The 16613-nt window shown below is 47.4% G+C and carries 13 protein-coding genes; all 13 read right to left on the bottom strand.

Annotated features, from left to right (window positions below):
- Positions 1–524 (bottom strand): tRNA (adenosine(37)-N6)-dimethylallyltransferase MiaA (locus Q0X25_RS04090; protein ID WP_298579199.1); only part of this gene is annotated, 524 nt, incomplete at its 3' end.
- Positions 521–1891, bottom strand: coding sequence for a tRNA (N6-isopentenyl adenosine(37)-C2)-methylthiotransferase MiaB (gene miaB / locus Q0X25_RS04095; RefSeq protein ID WP_298579202.1), 1371 nt, complete (start codon positions 1889–1891; stop codon positions 521–523). The genes miaB and Q0X25_RS04090, both read right to left, overlap by 4 nt.
- Entirely contained in the window at positions 1888–2220 is a 333-nt protein-coding gene (locus Q0X25_RS04100) for a stage V sporulation protein S (protein ID WP_298579204.1), read from the bottom strand. The genes miaB and Q0X25_RS04100 overlap by 4 nt, the downstream gene beginning before the upstream one ends.
- Positions 2221–2336: 116 nt before the next feature.
- Entirely contained in the window at positions 2337–3416 is a 1080-nt protein-coding gene (locus Q0X25_RS04105; protein ID WP_298579206.1) for an ATP-binding protein, read from the bottom strand.
- Positions 3417–3426: 10 nt separating this feature from the next.
- A complete protein-coding gene (gene rny, locus Q0X25_RS04110) occupies positions 3427–4986 on the bottom strand; it encodes a ribonuclease Y (RefSeq protein WP_298579208.1) in 1560 nt (519 codons plus the stop codon).
- A 256-nt stretch (positions 4987–5242) separates the two neighbouring features.
- Positions 5243–5917: a regulatory protein RecX gene (locus Q0X25_RS04115; protein ID WP_298579210.1), complete on the bottom strand. Its 675-nt coding sequence runs from the start codon at positions 5915–5917 to the stop codon at positions 5243–5245.
- A gap of 8 nt (positions 5918–5925) precedes the next feature.
- A complete protein-coding gene (gene recA / locus Q0X25_RS04120; protein WP_298579212.1) occupies positions 5926–7035 on the bottom strand; it encodes a recombinase RecA in 1110 nt (369 codons plus the stop codon).
- 258 nt (positions 7036–7293) lie between these two features.
- Positions 7294–7806 (bottom strand): CinA family protein, encoded by a 513-nt coding sequence (locus tag Q0X25_RS04125; protein ID WP_298579214.1) that lies wholly within the window; start codon positions 7804–7806, stop codon positions 7294–7296.
- Between the two features lie 3 nt (positions 7807–7809).
- On the bottom strand, positions 7810–8640 hold the full coding sequence (gene pgsA, locus Q0X25_RS04130) for a CDP-diacylglycerol--glycerol-3-phosphate 3-phosphatidyltransferase (RefSeq protein WP_367270393.1): 831 nt from the start codon (positions 8638–8640) through the stop codon (positions 7810–7812).
- Between the two features lie 22 nt (positions 8641–8662).
- Positions 8663–10003 (bottom strand): 30S ribosomal protein S12 methylthiotransferase RimO, encoded by a 1341-nt coding sequence (gene rimO / locus Q0X25_RS04135; RefSeq protein ID WP_298579225.1) that lies wholly within the window; start codon positions 10001–10003, stop codon positions 8663–8665.
- A 51-nt stretch (positions 10004–10054) separates the two neighbouring features.
- Positions 10055–11665: a helix-turn-helix transcriptional regulator gene (locus Q0X25_RS04140; RefSeq protein ID WP_298579216.1), complete on the bottom strand. Its 1611-nt coding sequence runs from the start codon at positions 11663–11665 to the stop codon at positions 10055–10057.
- 3 nt (positions 11666–11668) lie between these two features.
- Complete coding sequence (locus Q0X25_RS04145) at positions 11669–14296, bottom strand: DNA translocase FtsK (RefSeq protein WP_298579219.1); 2628 nt, start codon at positions 14294–14296, stop codon at positions 11669–11671.
- Complete coding sequence (locus Q0X25_RS04150; protein WP_298579221.1) at positions 14296–15960, bottom strand: ribonuclease J; 1665 nt, start codon at positions 15958–15960, stop codon at positions 14296–14298. The genes Q0X25_RS04145 and Q0X25_RS04150 overlap by 1 nt, the downstream gene beginning before the upstream one ends.
- Positions 15961–16613 lie beyond the last annotated feature (653 nt).

Here is a 16613-nt window from a genome sequence, read left to right on the forward strand (position 1 = left end):
GATATGCCCTCATCAGACATCTCAAGCGCTCTCACTATACGCTTTACATTACGAGGATGAATAAGTTTGGCACTTTCGGGATCCCGATTTTCTAGCACATAGTAGAGGGCCTCAGCACCCTTTTGCTTGGCTAACTGCTCATACGCCGCACGAGAAGCTCCCCCTGTAGTGCCTGCAGGAAAGTCCATCTCATCAATAACAGCATTAAGATACAAGCCAGTACCACCACAAAGTACGGGAGTTTTATGAGCGGCAAGAAGAGTATCGATTTCCTTGCGCGCAACTTTTTGAAAAAGACGAGCTGAATATGCTTCACCGATTTCTGCTACATCAACCATCAGCAAGGGGCAGCGTCGTTCTGATAGAGCTGTCTTAGCCGTGCCTATATCCATCCCTTTGTAAATCTGCATAGCATCGATGGAAATGACAGCCGAAGCCAAGGTAAGAGCAACATTCTCGGCAAGAGAACTCTTACCAGAAGCTGTAGGACCAACAATCGCAATAAGGGGATCGCGCTGAGTCATCGGGCTGCACCTACCATGCTGCCACGCAAATACCAGGTACGAGCCTCCTCCACGCGCACATCGCAGAGCTTGCCAATAAATTCTTCAGGCATCCGTCCTTCAGGTAAATCAAACAGCACCGTCTGATTGTGTGGGCTATGACCCGTTAAAACCTGTGCATTACGTTTTGATGTGCCTTCTACTAAAGACTCTACCATACGTCCTTGATAAGGAGCGTTTGCCTCATGAGCACGTTGTTCAATGCGTTTGGCTAGGCGGTCAAAGCGATCCTGAATTTCTTCATGAGTTGTCTTGATTTCCATACGGGCAGCAGGTGTGCCGGGACGAGGTGAATAGATAAAGGTATACGCAGTATCAAAACCTGCTTCATCTACCAATGAAAGTGTTTCAAGAAAATCTTCTTCGGTCTCTCCGGGAAATCCAACAATGATATCGGTAGAAAGCGTAATATCCGGTATGGCAACGCGCAAACGACGAGTCAAATCAAGATACTCATCTCTGGTATAACTACGGTTCATAGCCTTGAGAATGCGCGTCGATCCAGACTGTACTGCCAAGTGTAGCTGCGGCATTACAGCAGCAGTCTCTGCCATAGCAGCAATAGTTTCATCGCTCAAATCTTTGGGGTTAGAAGAAGTAAAGCGAATACGCTCAATACCAGTCTTGCCTACTTCACGTAACAGCTCAGCAAAACGAGGTTTTCCATAGAGGTCACGACCATAGCTGTTGACATTTTGGCCTAACAAACAGATTTCACGTACGCCATCAGCAACGAGATGCTGGCACTCATCAACAATACGCTCTAGGATGCGACTTTTTTCACGTCCACGCACATACGGCACGATGCAGTACGTGCAGAAGTTATTGCAGCCACTCATGATGGGCACCCATGCATGAAAACTATTGGCACGCCTACTGGGAAGCTCGGTGGAAAAGCCTCGTCCTGCTTCTTGAATATCTACCTCAGGAACATTTGAATCACGTTGAAGAGCATGTTCAATAAGCCCTGGAAGCTCAGCTATAGCACTGGTGCCAAAGACAACATCTACGCCAGGGATATGCAGCCGAATATCTTCGCCATCACGTTGTGCAACACAACCACCTATAGCCACAATCCTTCGACCTGAAGGAGGTTTGGGAGCACTCACCATAGAAGATGCTTGACCATAAAGGCGCTGGTCAGCGTTTTCGCGTACAGCGCAGGTCATATAAACCACGATGTCAGCTTCTTCAGGCGTAGCCACGGCGATGCATCCACAACTGTCCAAAAGACCAGCCACTCGCTCGCTGTCATGGAGATTCATTTGGCAACCAAAAGTTTTTACGAAATAGGTACGACCTGTCAAAGCGTGATTATCTAACGTCATAAATCAACCCCATAATCGTCAGCATGCATGACTACAGGAATGGACTGTGAATTGCCACCAAGAGTTATGGGATGTACATATATGGCAATACGCACCGCTGTTCGCGATTGACCGCCAATTTCGATATCGGCAAAGGTGGGAGCACAACTAATATCTGTGCCCGTAGGAATGAGAAAGCCTCGAGCAATGGCAACAGCTTTTATAGCTTGATTGACAGCACCGGCACCAACTGCCTGCATTTGGCAAGGAACGCCATCTTTAACCATGCCTGCGATAGCACCTGCTACCGATGCGGGTGAAGACTTACTTGAGACCTTCAAAAATTCCATTTGTTGCTCCTGCAATTAAACTGCTGTATTTAAGTATCCAATGAGTATGTCTATTAGTGCTACCTGCGGTATTTTATCCTATGATGAATCAAATCTATAAGGCAAGCAAAAAGTATTTAATCCCCACCCGCCAATTCAAAACTCACGGTAACCCTACCTTTTCCTGCATGTATTCGAGGTGCAGAAGCCAACTCTAGATAGTAGCGTTGTGCCAAAAAAGAAAAATCACGTTCCATGAGACGAGAAAATTCCTCAGCATCTTGCGGAGTAATGCGTAATCCGCGTTGATCCTTTTTAAGGTCTATCTGTTTGTTGGCACTAGAAGCAAAACGAGAATGACTAAGACGAGCATAGACGCTACGAAGTGGTTTGATAGCACCAGAAAGTATGCGATGAGCGGTACGTTCAGAAATACTCAATCCAAGCTCAGCTGCCACCCTTGCAAGTTCGCTTGCATCTGCTGCCTCATGGATGCGTTCAAGTAGCTGTAGTTCATCGAGGCTTTCAAGGAATAAAAGTTTGGTAGCTTCTAGCTGGGGGCGAGCTCGTTTGCGGGCAGTGGCAACAATATCTGCGGCAGAACCAAGAAATACTTCACAGGCTCCCCTCTCTTCGAGGGCAAATTCAGCACAGGCACGAATGATATTGTGAGGTCCCCGAAGTATGGTTTGTTCATCCTCATCGCTGTCGATGACAGGCCACGTGGATTGATCGGCTTTTTCAGCAATTTTATTGATATTAGTAACCACCTGTATCGAGCTTCCCTTGCCAGGAGCAGAGCAAATGACACGGGCTGAATCTGCATTGGTACGTACTGAATATAAAGCCATACCACGACCGTGTACACCCCAGCGATCCATATGCATCGTTTCGAGCTTTGAAGTAACACGAGCATCAAAAATGCGTTCTTGTAACTCAAAAGGAATACCTGTGCCGTCGTCCAACATGGTAATGGTGCGCCGATCACCTTCGCGAGACGTGGCGACATAAATGTGATTTGCTCCCGCATCGCGTGCATTACGCAAAAGTTCCACTATGACATCCTCAACATTGCGAATGTCATGAGCAGCCTGCCTACGCTCTGCTTCATCAACGCGCAGACGAACAAAGCCCTGGCCGAGACTTTCTTCGACTCTCAGACCCTTACCTGCGACCTGAGCTACAAATTCTGCAAGATCAGGGAAACTTTCTACCATAAAAGAAGGCCTACTTGGCTACGTCTACTGCACGAGACTCACGAATAACAACCACTCTAACCTGTCCAGGATATTCCATCTCGTTTTCAATTTGCTGGGCAATATCGTGAGCGAGGACTACCGACTCGACATCACTAATCTGTTCGGGCTTAACCATGACATGCAGCTCACGACCAGCCTGCATGGCATACGTGCGCTCAACACCTTCATGGGAGTTGGAAATTTCTTCAAGACGCTCGAGACGTTTGATGTAGCTTTCAGCAGATTCACGACGAGCACCAGGACGAGCAGCAGAAATGGCATCTGCAGCTTGCACCAAGACGTCCAAGACCGTCTGAGGTTCTACATCGGCATGGTGGGCTTCAATAGCGTGAACTATATCAGCACGCTCACCATAACGTCGGCAAAGATCCGCGCCAATAACAGCGTGGGGACCCTCCACCTCATGGTCAATTGCCTTGCCAATATCATGGAGCAGGCCAGCGCGTTTGGCGGGGGTAGGATCCATACCAAGCTCATCTGCCATGATGCCACAGAGAGATGCCACCTGCACAGAGTGCATGAGTACATTTTGTCCAAAGGAGGTGCGGTATTTGAGGGCACCTAAGACTTTGATAATCTCGGGGTGCAGATCATGAATGCCAGTATCAAATGCAGCAGTTTCTCCTGCCTCTTGGACACGCTCGGCAACGAGCTTCTCTGCCTTGTTGTACATCTCTTCAATACGTGCAGGGTGAATACGACCATCTGCAATAAGATTTTCAAGAGCGACACGTGCCGTCTCACGACGTACAGGATTAAAACTTGAAAGCACCACCGTCTCAGGCGTATCGTCAATAACTAATGAGACACCAGAAATCTGCTCAAAAGCGCGGATATTGCGACCTTCGCGACCAATGATACGACCTTTAAGGTCGTCAGAAGGGATGTGAACACTGGTAACGGTAATCTCACCGGCTTGGTCAGCTGCACAACGCTGAATTGCCGTGGTAACAATCTCACGAGCGGTTTTATCAGCTTGGGCTTTGATGCGCTGCTCAGAATCGCGTAGAATTTGAGCTTCTTCGCGCACGGTATCTGCACGCACACGGTCAAGTAACTCCTGGCGAGCATCTTCCCACGTCAGAGAAGAAATACGTTCAAGTTCGCTGCTTTGCTTTTGCACCAAAGCATCAACTTGACGGCCGCGACTTTCTATCTGACCCTGAAGACTGGCAAGCTGATGTTCCTTACGATCAAGAGAATCAGAACGTTTATCAAGCAACTCTTCGCGCTGAAGTACACGCTGCTCCATCTGGTTAATTTCACCTTTGCGCTGCTTCTCCTCAACATCATACTTTTGGCGGAGTTGAAGAATTTCTTCACGAGTTTCTACTTGAGCTGCACGTTTAGCATTTTGTGCATCACGAACAGCATCTTCGGCAATACGCTTAGCCTCAGTCTCAGCTTCACTAATACGTGCCTCAGCAGCTTTAGCTTTAGAATTGGCAGAATTATTGATAACTACATAGGTAATTCCTATGCCTAAAAGTAGGCACACAAGACCTACTGCAAAAAATAATGGACCCATACGTACTCCTCAGGTGGTAAATCATAATATTCAAAAATAAGGGACCCTCATAGGCTCATGAAAAGACCCGCCACCTGACGAAACTCAACCCCGCAATGAAAAGACATCAATAATAAACAAAACTATTCAATGTCGCATCAAAAACGCGACGAGATCACTCTGGTGACCCTTCAACTGTATGCGCTAGCAGACAAACTGTCAAATTAAAGCTTGCAGAAATATTTAGATAAAAAATAACATAGGTGCAGATAAAAGCCTATTTATCCTCTTCAGTTGCTTCTTTAAGAACCTGCTTAACGGCAGGAATTGCATCTCTCATGGTAAACCCTCTACTCATAAGAAAACGCACGAGCTTTTGAAAATCATTTTTGCCACTTAAGCTACGTTTGCTCGCAAGTTCATAGGCGCGTTCAGTCTGGTTTTCTAAATCAATAAACTCTTCGGGCCAACCCTCTATTTCATTGAGATCGATGCCCTTTAAGGCAAGTTCTTTTTCGATGCGTTTGGGACCCCAACCAACATTAATTTTTGAGCGGATATATATAGCGGCATAGCGCTGATCGTCGAGAGCTCTCCCCTTTTTGGCATGTTTTATCAACTCTTCGATAGTTTGCCGAGTATAACCATCTTCTTGCAATTTGCGACTTACTTCCAAACATGAATAATCACGTCGATTAAGCAGATTTGCCAATCTCTGCGTTGCGCAACGCTGAGTGATTTCACCTAGCTGATACAAAAGCTCCGCACGAGAAGTAGGGTAAATCTCATCATGATCTAAGGACTTTTTGAGTGAGCGCGCCACAGCAACAGGTACCAGTATTTTTTCTTCACCCAAGGAGTCTTCGATGTAAAAAACGCTACCCCTTTTTCGACCGAATGAGGGGTAGTGATTTTTATCTGGAAGCTCAACTCGTATTTCAAAATCTGACATACATAAAACTACTTTACAGGATCGTCAATGTCAGTAGTAAGATTTTCGGGCATAGTGGGCATCCCTACGCGCTCGTCACCCAAAATAAGACCACAAGCAACACGCACCTGATTTTCAATCTCATCGCGTAATTCGGGATTGCTCGCCAGGAATTCTTTGGCAGCCTCATGGCCTTGTCCAAGACGTTCTTCGCCGTAGGTATACCAAGAGCCAGATTTGTTGACAATCTTATAGTCAACACCCATATCAAGGACAGAGCCTTCCTTGGAAATACCCGTGCCATACATTATGTCAAATTCTGCTTGACGGAAAGGAGGCGCAACTTTGTTTTTTACTACCTTGACACGCACGCGATTGCCAATGATATCACCATCTTTTTTGATGGAGTCCACCCGGCGAATATCCATGCGCACCGAAGAGAAAAACTTGAGAGCACGCCCGCCAGGGGTAGTCTCTGGGTTACCGAACATCACACCAATTTTTTCACGAAGTTGATTGATAAAGATGCAGGTAGTCTGGGACTTAGACAGAGAACCTGCAAGCTTGCGCAAGGCTTGACTCATCAAGCGTGCCTGCAGACCAACAGTAGTGTCGCCAATCTCACCTTCAATCTCTGCTTTAGGTACAAGAGCAGCGACGGAGTCAACAACAACCACATCAATTGCACCAGAACGTACAAGCATGTCGCAAATCTCAAGCGCTTGCTCACCTGTATCAGGCTGAGAAATGAGTACTTCATCAATGTCAACACCGAGGCGCGCTGCATAACCTGGGTCCAATGCATGCTCAGCATCGATAAAAGCTACAACCCCACCCATCGCCTGAGCTTCAGCCAAAATTTGCAAAGAAAGAGTGGTTTTACCAGAAGATTCGGGGCCATAAATCTCGACAATACGACCGCGAGGTACACCGCCAATACCCAATGCAGCATCCAAAGCAAGACTTCCTGTAGGAATAGCCTCTACTTCAAGATCGGGACCATCATCACCGTAACGCATAATGGCACCATTGCCAAAGCGCTTCTGAATTTCTGCGGTGGTACTCTCTATCATCTTGTCGCGTTCAGTGCCATACGTTTTGCTATGGACCTCACGAGCAGCGGCCTTTGACTTTGCCATGCCAACCCTTCCCTTTTATTTTTGACCATATGCAGTCTAAACGAACAACCGTTCGGTGTCAACGCACTCCCCCAGTCTACCTGAGCTTGCAAATAAAAAAGAGGGCAGCTAAAAACCAGTATTTGGGCAGTCTGCAACTATCAGACTGCCATTATTACTAGCTGCAACTTGCTCAAATCTGCCATATTGTTTCTCATTGTTTTATGAGGAAATCTATCAAGTAAACAAAAAATTTTTCAAATAGATAGGCAGTTTCGTTTACCATTCATGGACCGCTTCTAAAAGAAGTTGGAGAGCTTGGAGGACTGCTTGCCTGCGCACCATCATACGATCACCATCAAAGTGGCAACAAAGGCTACGTAGCGTTTTGGAAGAACTCAGACCAAACCAAACGGTTCCAACAGGTTTACCAGGCTCTGCACCACCAGGACCAGCTATGCCTGTTACTGATACAGCAACATCACAGGAAAGAGTCTTAACTGCCCCATCTGCCATTTGTTGGGCGCACTCTGCAGATACAGCACCTAATTCTGGCGTCTCAAAAATATCTTTTGAAACACCTAGTATGGCTTGTTTAACGGTAATGGCATAACTCACAATGCCTCCCTTAAGTATTGCAGAGGCACCAGGGATATCGGCAATGGTTGCAACAACAAGGCCTGCTGTACAAGATTCAGCAGTGCCTAGTTGCAACCCTTTTGCCGTCGCATCGTGAACAAGTTGAGAAGCAGTCTGTGTTATAGCTCGTTGTAGCTCCTCACCGTTAGACATTTTTTACTCCTCATCAAGTAAATAACGCCAACCCTTGATGAAGTAGTCAATGCCAGACCAAGCGGTCAGCAAAACAGCAGCAAGCATGACAATTTGGAAGAATCCCATAAGCACATTGAAAAACATGCCTGCAGATAGCGTACGTACGACAAGCAAACCAGAAATTGCAATCATAGTGATGGCGGTTTTCCACTTACCAAGCTCGCTAGCGGCAATAACAACGCCTTTGGATGCAATAACCATACGCAAACCAGATACCAAAAATTCTCGAGCAATGATAACAAGTAGCACCCAACTACTAACCATATGCTGCTCAAGCAAGAAAGAAAGTGCAACTAAAACCACGAGTTTATCTGCAATCGGGTCAAGGAATTTACCAAAAGTGGTAATCTCTCCCCTGCTGCGTGCAAGATAGCCATCAAGCTTATCAGTAAGGGAAATCGCTATATAAAAAAGCGCTACAAGCAATGCGGGGAAAGAAAATGTAGTACCGCTCGAGGCAGGGACAGCCTCTGCAACAAAGAGCCACACAGGAATAAACAAAACACGAATACAGGTAACAATGTTTGCAGCAGTCCAAACAGAGCTGCTGCGTAAACCTGTCTTGGCACGGGAATCTTTGGTAGCACTTGCCTTGGGCTTGGCAGCGGACGTGGCACGACGTTTGCTTGCAGGTCTGCGATTGGCAGGTTTGCGGGGATGATGAGTCCGATCAGAAACCGCTGCAGCGCTTGTTTGAGTACCTTTTTCACGAACGATTGCAGATTTTGGCTTTGGCTTTGGTTTTATAGCAGCCGCTTCTGGACCGTGCTCAATTGCTTTTTGTTCATCCATTTTACTTAGCGCTCCCATCTGACTACTTACAGATAGTTCCATACAGCTCATAACAGACACAATCTACCAGCTCACAGCTAACAATATCACCAACAGAGGCTTCTCCTTGGGCAATATGTACCGCTCCATCGGAATCTGGTGCCTGAAACCACGTATGACCAATCAGCTCAAGTCCATCTTCACCTTCTTCAATGCCATCAATAATGACATCAACCTGTTCACCAAGGTGTTTTGCGGTGGCAGCAAAGCCCATCTCGTCGGCTAAATCCTGCAAACGCTGAGCACGTTCAAGTTTGATATCTTCAGGTATCTGGTCAGCCATACGTGCACCACGGGTACCATCTTCGGGTGAATACGCAAAAACCGATGTGTAATCAAAGCCCTCCTCAGCCAAAAAATCAAGGAGTTCATCGGCCTCTTCGTCTGTCTCACCAGGAAAGCCTGCCATTCCTGTCGTGCGCAGTACCATACCTGGAATTTCTTGACGCAAATGTGCAAAGAGTTCACTGAGTTGTTCTCTGCTTCCAGACCGACCCATAGCTTTGAGGACACGTTCATTACAATGCTGGATGGGAATATCGATATAAGGCAAAATTTCTGGAGTATCACGAATGGTAGAAATCAGCTCTTCGGTCATTCCTTCAGGTTGCAGGTAAAGTACACGAATCCAACCCTTGTAAGGTCGCATAACTTCAGCGGCCTGACGCATGAGAGCTGCGAGTGTGGAGGGCTGCTTAAAATCAGAGCCCCAGATGCCCGTGTCTTGGCCAATGAGAACAATTTCACGAACACCACCTTTTGCCAGCTCACTAATTTCAGTCAGAATTTCTGAAGCAGGACGAGAAACATAGCGACCGCGAATAGAGGGGATCGCACAAAAAGCGCAGAAGCGATCACAGCCGTCAGAAATTTTTACATAAGCACTTGCACCCGAAATGGTGCGCAGCATATGTCCCGCAAGATGAGGAACCTCACTATCCTTCATGCCTAGAACATCATGCACCACGCTAAGAATATTGTCTTCCTCATCAGTGCGCACAAAAGCGGCAACCTCGGGAAGTTCAGTAGGAAGCGCTGCGCCGTAGCGTGAAGGAACGCAGCCGCACATGATAAGAGGACAGTTTCGCACTCCCTGTGAGACCGCCTCTGCTAAATCAAGAGTGGTTTCAACTGACTCAGTCGTCGCTGATGCCAAAAAAGAGCAGGTATTAATTAAAGCCACGTCTGCATCAGCACTCTCTTGAGTTTCTTTAAGACCACCCGCCAAGAGCAAAGAACGCATACGATCACTATCGACTTCATTTTTTGCACAGCCGAGCGTAACTATCAAAAACTTTTTTTCTTCTGCATCGTTTCTGGGCAGTATTGCTTCGGCAGTTTGGACTTTGTCCACAGTTACACCTATCTCAAATCGTTATTGTTGGTCAGTATCTGACGTAGATTGCTCATCAAAACTCATACCGCCTTGGCTCGTAGAATTGCCATCTTTGCTGGAACTATTTTTGCCGCCATCCTTAGTGGCATTCTCATCATTTGCAGCAGGCCCATCGATAGTAATCGAACCAACACCAGAAGCTTTTTGATCAAAGCTTTGAACCTTGCCATTACGCGTAACCGTAACAGCCGTAGGATCAGAAACCTCCACCTGCATCGCTTTGGTGACATTGTATGTGGCAGACCAAGGACCAGTAAGAGTATCTGCTTCTTTACTTTCACCATCTACCGTTACTTCAACCCAGCTCACACCACCATCTGCAATAGCTACTGTAACCTCAACTTTAGTTTCACTCTTTTGTGTCTTTGCTACCTCAGGAACATTGAGGTCAGATCCCGTGTCGGTATTTGACTGAGTAGCCTGAGTAGCAGGATCGTTCTCATCAGTTTTTTTAGTCTTGGTTGTAGAGACAGCAACGGTATTGCTACGGCCATTTGAGGCCATATTTGAAGTACAAGATGTCACTGACGAAATAATGAGCATAAACAAAATAACTGCCAACACCAAAAGAATAATAACAATCAGCTTTATATTGTCAGAAAAAATGCTCGATATCATACCAAGCAGACCTTGGGGCTGCTGAGGTCGTCTGTTACGCCTATTTGGATTTTGAGAAGAAGTTCTCCTCTGCTGTCTGCGAACATTAGGCCGCTGAGCGTCGACTATACGACGCGCGCCGGCACGTCCCGCTCCAGCAGATGCCATCTGGTATGGATTGGCTTGATCGTTATAACGCAGATCATCAACATAGTCACTGGGCTCAACCCTACGTCGAGTAACATAATCGCGTTCAGGACGTGGAAGCGCGGTGGGAGCTGCATGATTTTCTGTCTGAATCGGGACACGAGGACGATAAGCTGACCGCTGGCGCTGCGGGCGCGCTACAGCAAGTCGATTGTCGCGACTAGAGTCACCATAGCCATCAACTCGCAGTTGATCTCTGCCACGTGCGCGCTGAGCTTGGGCACGTGCTGCACGGCGAGGTTCTGCGGTATCTGGAGCGAGCATGGTATAGCGCTTTTCTCCGTCTTGCAAACGTCCACGAACATCCCGACTTTGATTGTCGTAGGTGCCATAACCGCCACTATAGGGTTGTTCATAGCTGCGAGAATGTACGGGAGAAACAGTTGAAAATCCAGCGAGGTCACCTGCATATCCACCAGAGGTTGGCAATAGTCCACGGGCACCAGAATTTTCATGCTCGGTACGACTCCGACGTGTCTCTACGGGCATACGCGCGCCATCACCCAAACCACGTCTTCGTGATTGATGATCGCCTCCCGACTGATAATCAGCTAAATCAGAGGCAAACTGACGCGTCAAACGCTGAGCATCGAGACCAAGGTAGTTTGCATAGGAAGCAAGCATGCCTTGGGCATAGCCACTTTTGGGCATATCATCCCAACAGCCTTCTTCAAAAGCAATAATAACCTGCTCTTTAAGTCGAAGAACACGAGAGGCTTGTGCAGTGCTGATGCCCAGCTCGCGTCTACGACGATACAAAATTTCGCTAAAGCGAGGTCTAGCCATCTCTTACACCTCCCGGAATTTTTGCTCTGCTTCCTTCAATTGCTCTAGTCCATCTTCATCAAGAAGAACTTCACGGGGCTTGGAACCATCAGGAGGACCTACTATACCTTTGGCAGCAAGCATATCCATGATACGTCCTGCTCTAGCGTATCCCACCTTGAGTCGGCGCTGAAGTCCACTGGTCGAACCTAGCTGAGATTCCACGACAATTTGTGCGGCTTGCCATACCAAAGGATCATCTTCATCGTCACCTGTTGAAGCACCATTACTAGGCTGACCAGGAATCACCTGAGTAAGAATTTCCTCATGGTAATCGGGCTCACCCTGATCACACCAATGCGCAACAACAGATTCGATCTCTGCATCAGCAACATAGCAGCCAAGAATACGCCGTGTACGATGGCCTCGGAACTTAAAAAGCATGTCACCATTACCTAACAGGCGATCGGCACCCGTCTGATCAAGAATGACACGCGAGTCCATGCTCGAGGCAACTGAAAGCGCAATACGCGTCTCAATATTGGACTTAATAAGACCTGTTACCACATCAGCTGAAGGGCGCTGGGTAGCAAGTACAAGATGAATGCCCGCTGCACGCGCAAGTTGAGCAATGCGAACAATAGATGCTTCAACGTCTTTGCCAGCAACCATCATGAGGTCAGAAAGCTCATCGATAATGATAACCATAAAGGGCATAGGCTCAGGTGGATTATCCATCTCGGAGAGCTTACCTGTGGTACACATCTCGTTATAAATGGTGATATTTCGAGCACCTGCGCGTTCAAATACCTTGAGTCTCCGCTCCATCTCGGATACTGCCCACTGAAGTGCACTCGCGGCTTGACGCGGCTCGGTTACCACGGGTACGTAGAGGTGTGGAAGACCGTTATAGCCCGAGAACTCAACACGCTTCGGGTCAACCAAAATGAGCCGAACCTGCTTGGGCGTATCGCGCATCAAGATAGACATAATAAGACTGTTAATCATCACAGACTTACCCGAACCAGTAGAACCTGCTACCAATAAGTGTGGCATCTTGGCCAAGTCTGCAATAACTGCTTTGCCACCTGCATCGCGACCAACCGCAAATTCCAGTGGGCCGCCCTTGGCATAAGGTAAAACATCCCCGATGCAGACACTTTCGCGTTTCTTGTTGGGAATTTCGATACCAACTCGCGAAGTGCCAGGAATGGGTGCAAAAATACGCACAGATTCAGCTGCTAAGGTGAGTGCAATATCATCCTCAAGATTAACAATTTTATTTACTCGCTCGCCCTCCCCCATTTCTACTTGAAATGTGGTAACAAGAGGACCAGAAACATAGTCAACAACTTTGCTGCTAAGACCAAATTCGGACAAAGTTGACTGAAGTCTACGCATAGTTGAAGTTAGCTCAGCATCGGTTGATGCACTTTGGGCACTATGAGGATTAGAGGAAAGCATCTCAAAGGGTGGAAGTTTAAACTCCTGGGTGGAATCCCCGGGACGTGCATGAATAGATTGTGCCTGAGTGTGTACGTTTACCGCAGAAGTCGTGGACGTTTTGAACTGCTTACGCTGAGCTTTGGGAGTCTGAAGGCTCTCAGTAGTTGTAGCTGATGCGTCTTCATCATAGGGCAGTTCGTCCTGCTCAACAAACTGCGCACGTAAAAACTCAGGGATAGAAGGAGTTTTGTCTTTTTTGGACTTGGAATCAGACTTTTTAGAACGCGTCAAACGCTGGGTGAGTTGAGTTTGTTTTGTTGTCTCCTCTGCATCATCTTCAGCAACATTTACGAGTTCGGGACTTGCAATCGATTTTTTATTACGACGCAACACCGTAGTTTTGCGCGCACCAATAAAACTTGTTGCTGGAGTTGTAGGATCGGGCTCGGAAGCATCTACCCATTCATCTTGGCCAGCCCAATCTTGCTCGATTACAGGCGAGGCGGCAGCACGCGCGTTTCGACGCTCAATGCGCTTCTGTGCGCGTTCTGCTTTGCGCTGCCGAAGCTCTTCAAAATGACGCTCACGAGCTTCTTGCAAACTACTACCCGCATCCGAAGCTTTTGCCTTGATATGCGCAATGGCACCTGAGATAGAAAAGCCACAGACGACAAGACCAACAAGAATAATGCCACTGAGCAATACCACACCTACGCCAAAGCCCACACTCTTCAGCAAGCCCCAAGCAATTGCCCCACCTACATAGCCACCACGGTTAAACAAAACTTCTTTTGACAAGACAAGGTCAGGATCTGCTTCGCCTCCAGGAAAGCTCAGTGACATAAGACTCAAAATAGCCAGCAGCATCAACGAAAGGCCTAGGGCAACATGACCCGAGAGGGGTCCATGTCCATCAGCAAAGAATGTAAGAGCAAACAAAGCAATACTGAGGGGACATAAAAGTGCACCCCTACCAAAGAGCCAACTTAAGAACTCTCCTGCCTTTTGGGTTACTGGGGCAGGTGTGGTCAGCAGCAAAGCTACAGCCATGGCTGCTGCAAGTGCAAGGAGCAAAACACCAATAATGTCATTTGCCTCAGCGCTACGGGGTGTAGGAGCTTGCTTTGCCGCACGCCTCATACCCTGACGTTGACGTCCTTGTCTGCCCCGCAACTCTGCTGCGTTTGATCTGCGTCTTGAGGGCATTAGACCTCCATTACCACCGGAATCACCATAGGTCTTGTATGGGTACGCGACCAAATGAAGTTAGAAAGACTACCACGAACTGTACGGCGAATCTGGTCAACACTTGCGCCCTTCGATTGTGCCTGACGCTCAACCGTCTGACGCACGTTGGCTGTGGCATCACTCATGAGAGCCTCATCGGCCGCATATGCAACACCACGAGCAGAAAACTCAATATCGTTTGCCTTGTGGCTCCTCTTTCCTACCGTCACAACCACAGTAATGATACCGTCCTCGCTGAGCTTTTGCCTGTCACGGAAAAGAATGGGGTCAACATTTGAAATGCTGAGGCCATCAACATATATCAAACCGGATTCGACACCTTTACCCCAACGTAGCTTGCCATCAACAACCTCAAGCGCATCGCCATTATTGGCAATAAAGATATGATCTTTGGGCATACCCATCGCCATGGCAAGTTTTGCGTGCGCTGCAAGATGCACTGCTTCACCGTGGACGGGAGCAAAGTAGTGTGGCTTGCAAAGCGCAAGCATAAGTTTGAGTTCTTCTTGGCGTGCATGCCCCGAGACATGTACCGTTGCGTTAGTCTTGTCATAGATGGTGCAACCTATTTTGGTAAGGGCGTTGATAATACCCTGCACGCTTTTCTCGTTACCAGGAACAGGCGTTGCAGAAATAATCACGGTGTCATTCGCTGTAATTTGTAGTGACTTATGATCACCTGTTGCCATGCGACCAAGGGCGCTCATAGGCTCGCCTTGACTACCAGTACACATCACAACAACTTTGTCGTCAGGAGTCTCTCCAATTTCAAATGCATCAATGAGATTTTTTTTGTCTACATGTAAATAACCAAGTTCTCGAGCAACCCTCGTATTGGTCACCATGGACCGCCCTGTCACCACAACTTTGCGACCAACAGAGGTGGCGGCATCACAAACCTGCTGGATTCTATGGATGTGGCTGGAGAAGCTCGCCACAAATACCCTGCCAGGAGCATTCTTAATGATATGGCGCAGGGTCGGACCAACCGTTGCTTCACTTGCTGTAAAGCCTGGTTGAGTGGCGTTAGTAGAATCTGATAGCAACAAATCGATGCCCATAGTGGCAAAGCGAGAGATAGCTTGGAAATTGGTTCTCACGCCATCAATGGGTGTCTGATCGAGTTTAAAATCACAGGTGTGCAACACTGAGCCTGCTGGCGTACGGATATATACACCAAGAGCACCTGGGATAGAGTGTGTTACCGAGAAGAAATCGATAGAGAAGTTGCCCAGATTGATGTGAGTACCATTTTGAACCTCGCGAAAACGAGGAGCATTAATTTTGTGCTCTGCAAGCTTGCCTTCGATGATGCCCAAGGTCATCTTGCTGGAATAAATTGGCACTTTGTGGTTGAGATCAGCCAAAAGATATGGCAAAGCGCCCGTATGATCCTCGTGACCATGGGTAATAAGTATGCCGCGAAGCTTGTGCTCGTTTTCGAGCACATAGCTATAGTCTGGCAAAATCAAATCAATTCCAGGCTGGTTGTCTTCGGGAAACATTAAACCAGCATCGAGCAAAATCATGTCGTCGCCATACTCAAAGGCAGTCATGTTCTTGCCAATACCGTCCAAGCCTCCCAAAGGAATAATCCTTAAGGGAGTTTGTTTTTTAGCCATATGTGTTCGTATTCCTTTCATATGTACCCAATAAAAATATATGCAGCTGCTTTAGCAGCTAAACTTTCTTGTTTATTAGTCATTGTAAGACTAGCAAGACTTTGATGCTTGCGCCGCTTGCACTCTCATACCAACCACTCGCCGAGACTACACAAAAGTCGTAGTTTTATGGGCTCTTTTTGGGTATGAAAGAAGTAACAACGTAGTCGAGAGTGTTACTTAGAACGGAGGTGGTTCCGATGTACAGAGCAATGGAAGAGGCTTCTGAGCAGGATGAAATGGTGGCTTCCCATTTCGTTTCCCAGAACCACTCCTCCGATGTAACCTCTGCCTTTTAGTACGCGCTAGATAGCGTACAGTTTGAGAGTAGTTACTCTTTAGCAGAGAAGCCAGCATTGTAGGAGTTGGTTCTTATCCTCCAGAAGCTTCTAGTTGGGCAGACGACCGAGATATCACTTCTCATCTCGTCTGGCGTAGAAGCTTGTTATGCAGGCTGGTTTGTCACTAGTCCAGATCGCGGGATTCTTAGAGACCCGAGCAGAAAGGTACCTGACAAAAATAGCCCTCTAGAAACACAAGGTCAGAGCTTCGGCTCTGACCTTTTAATATGAGAGAAGCATTGTCAAGTGGCATGACGTAGCAGGTCCTAAAGT

Origin of the sequence: uncultured Olegusella sp., from assembly GCF_947253395.1 — a bacterium.
Classification (GTDB): domain Bacteria; phylum Actinomycetota; class Coriobacteriia; order Coriobacteriales; family Atopobiaceae; genus Olegusella.

Coding starts and splice junctions, on each gene's coding strand:
- Q0X25_RS04115 (WP_298579210.1), bottom strand. CDS start 5,917: ATGTCAGATTTTGAAATACGAGTTGAGCTTCCAGATAAAAATCACTAC.
- Q0X25_RS04100 (WP_298579204.1), bottom strand. CDS start 2,220: ATGGAATTTTTGAAGGTCTCAAGTAAGTCTTCACCCGCATCGGTAGCA.
- Q0X25_RS04140 (WP_298579216.1), bottom strand. CDS start 11,665: ATGGCTAGACCTCGCTTTAGCGAAATTTTGTATCGTCGTAGACGCGAG.
- Q0X25_RS04145 (WP_298579219.1), bottom strand. CDS start 14,296: ATGCCCTCAAGACGCAGATCAAACGCAGCAGAGTTGCGGGGCAGACAA.
- rny (WP_298579208.1), bottom strand. CDS start 4,986: ATGGGTCCATTATTTTTTGCAGTAGGTCTTGTGTGCCTACTTTTAGGC.
- recA (WP_298579212.1), bottom strand. CDS start 7,035: ATGGCAAAGTCAAAGGCCGCTGCTCGTGAGGTCCATAGCAAAACGTAT.
- Q0X25_RS04150 (WP_298579221.1), bottom strand. CDS start 15,960: ATGGCTAAAAAACAAACTCCCTTAAGGATTATTCCTTTGGGAGGCTTG.
- pgsA (WP_367270393.1), bottom strand. CDS start 8,640: ATGGATGAACAAAAAGCAATTGAGCACGGTCCAGAAGCGGCTGCTATA.
- Q0X25_RS04125 (WP_298579214.1), bottom strand. CDS start 7,806: ATGTCTAACGGTGAGGAGCTACAACGAGCTATAACACAGACTGCTTCT.
- Q0X25_RS04105 (WP_298579206.1), bottom strand. CDS start 3,416: ATGGTAGAAAGTTTCCCTGATCTTGCAGAATTTGTAGCTCAGGTCGCA.
- miaB (WP_298579202.1), bottom strand. CDS start 1,891: ATGACGTTAGATAATCACGCTTTGACAGGTCGTACCTATTTCGTAAAA.